Origin of the sequence: Chamaesiphon sp. OTE_75_metabat_556, assembly GCF_031378165.1 — a bacterium.
GTDB lineage: Bacteria > Cyanobacteriota > Cyanobacteriia > Cyanobacteriales > Chamaesiphonaceae > Chamaesiphon.
The window spans coordinates 1-1,931 of record NZ_JANNDR010000230.1 but is presented as its reverse complement, the minus strand read 5'-3'; the positions used below and the strand labels follow the sequence as shown (position 1 = coordinate 1,931).

The 1,931-nt window shown below is 42.1% G+C and carries 1 pseudogene; it reads right to left on the bottom strand.

Annotation, left to right across the window (positions count from 1 at the left end):
• Positions 1–59 precede the first annotated feature (59 nt).
• Positions 60–1,584, bottom strand: a pseudogene (gene thrS / locus RMO27_RS09540) (threonine--tRNA ligase); the annotation flags it as partial.
• Positions 1,585–1,931 lie beyond the last annotated feature (347 nt).

The following is a 1,931-nucleotide window of genomic DNA, read 5'->3' as shown; positions in this document are numbered from 1 at the left end:
AACATGCTTTGTACATCTGCAAATCTTGTTTAGTCATAAAGCAATCTAATTTAATAAAATTACAAAGAACTCTTGTCTTCAATTACCTGCTGCATTTTTTGTTGAAGATCGGCAATACTCAGTACACCTAAATCTCCACCTTTTCTAGTTCTAATACTTAAAGTTTCAGTTTCCATTTCCTTCATGCCAATGACCGCCACAACTGGAATTTTTTCTAATTCCGCTGTGCGAATCATTTTACCCAAACGTTCGTGACTACGATCTAGTTCGACTCGAAAGCCAGCTTGTTTGAGAGTATTAGTGATTCGATTACCTACGGTACGCTACGCGAACGCAATAATCTCTTACTTCTTCCGTGACAGGCAATAATCGCACCTGAATTGGTGCTAACCACAGCGGGAAATTACCAGCATAGTTTTCAATCAAAATCCCAAAAAAGCGTTCCAAAGAGCCAAAGATTGCCCGATGAATCATGATTGGTCGCTTTCTGGTATTGTCCGCCGCCACATATTCCATCTCGAACCGTTCGGGTAAATTAAAGTCTACCTGAATCGTCGAACATTGCCATAATCTACCGATCGCATCTTTGATTTTTAGGTCGATTTTAGAGCCATAGAAAGCTCCACCACCCTCATCGATCGTATAGTTCCACCCTTTAGCATCTAAGGCTTCAATTAAGGCACTTGTCGCCAATTCCCACTCCTCATCTGCTCCCATCGATTTTTCAGGGCGAGTAGACAGATTTATCTCATAATCATTAAATCCAAAGTCAGCTAAGATCTGTTCCGTCAGATTTAAAACTCTCAGAATTTCGCCAGTAATCTGTTCCGGTAAACAAAATACGTGAGCATCATCTTGAGTAAAGCCTCTGACGCGCATTAAACCATGTAATGCACCCGATCGCTCGTACCGATAAACTGTCCCTAATTCAGCCCAACGTAGCGGCAATTCTCGATAAGAATGCAGTTCGTGTTTATAAGTCAAGACATGAAATGGACAATTCATCGGCTTAATTTGATAAGCCCTCTCATCCACATCCATTGAGTCAAACATACTCTCTTGATAAAAATCAAAATGCCCCGATGTTTTCCACAAATCTAGGTTGGCAATATGCGGTGTGTAGAGTAATTCATAATCCGCATCTAAATGTGCTTTCCGCCAGTAATCCTCGATAATATAGCGGATTTTAGCTCCTCATGGATGCCAAAATACTAACCCGCCACCTGCATCTTCTTGGATGCTAAATAGTTTTAATTCCTGTCCGAGTTTACGATGATCGCGTTTGAGGGCTTCCTCTTTTTGGGTTAAATATGTTTCTAGTTGTTCGGGTGTTTCCCATGCAGTTCCATAGATTCGTTGCAGCATCGGTTTAGTTTCATCCCCCCGCCAATAAGTTCCCGCCAGACTTTCTAGAGCGAAACTATTTGGGTCAATTTCACCTGTAGAATTAAGATGCGGCTCCGCACACAAATCCCACCAATAACGTTGCGGTGGAATAATTACTGGTAGTAATAAAGAGGGTTCTAGCTCAAGATCGGGTTTGATTAATTTACCTGTATCGGGACTACCAATAAAGTAACGAGATTCGATCGATTTCAGTGCAATTCTAACTTCAACACAACGGCACGGGCTTCAGCGGACGGCGTTACACCCTGGGCTTCAACCTAGGCTGTTGACTCTGTACCCTTTAGCCCATCAGGGTTCATGCAGAAAATGTGTTGGTCGCTTTGGTTGGAAAACGGCTGTTACAGCCGTTTTCCAACTGTGAAAAATAACACTAATAATTTTTGGGAAAATTACCCGAAAACCAACAAAGTCAACAGCCTAGCAGCTTGTCGGAGAAATAACCTGGAGTATTGACTGTGACTCGATTTCAGTAATCACAGCCTTAAATGCAAAATACTGGCTGGATAATGGTTCTGGGGCTTCAC